Source organism: Oleiphilus sp. HI0043 (assembly GCF_001634935.1).
Genome location: NZ_LWEY01000890.1, coordinates 1 through 527 on the forward strand (window position 1 = coordinate 1; position 527 = coordinate 527).

The 527-nt window shown below is 48.2% G+C and carries 1 protein-coding gene; it reads right to left on the bottom strand.

Features of this window, described 5'->3' with window-relative positions:
• On the bottom strand, positions 1 to 381 hold a 381-nt coding region (locus tag A3729_RS10065; RefSeq protein ID WP_197475754.1), incomplete at its 3' end, for a tetraacyldisaccharide 4'-kinase.
• Between the last annotated feature and the right edge of the window lie 146 nt (positions 382 to 527).

Below are 527 nucleotides of genomic sequence, written 5' to 3' on the forward strand. Positions count from 1 at the left end.
CTTTAGCATGAGTGGCTCATCACCCACCTCTTCAGGCAAGCTATCGGCTAACACTTCTCGACACTCTGTAGATGGAATTGATGCACCGTACCCTCTGCTGACGATACCAGGCTGATAGCCTCTTTCCTGAAGCGCTTGCACCAAGTATGCAACCAATGGTGACTTTCCAGTCCCGCCGAGCGTAATATTGCCAACCACTATAATGGGTAAACTGGAACGATATGAGGTCTTAAAACCTAAGCGGTATAGCCATGCCCGTATGACCAAAATAAGCATATAGATAAGTGACAGTGGTGCCAGCAGGTATAGCCAAGCAGCACCTTGGTACCAAGCATCGGTTATGCTCGTTGAAGCAGCACGTTGCTGATCCTGACTAGGCATCGTCCGCCAGGTTCATATTGTAAAGTTTGGCGTACTCACCATTTGCAGCCAGAAGTGATTGATGTGTTCCCTGCTCGATTACACGACCTTGGTCCATCACTACAATTTTATCTGCATTTTCTACAGTCGATAGGCGATGCGCGATC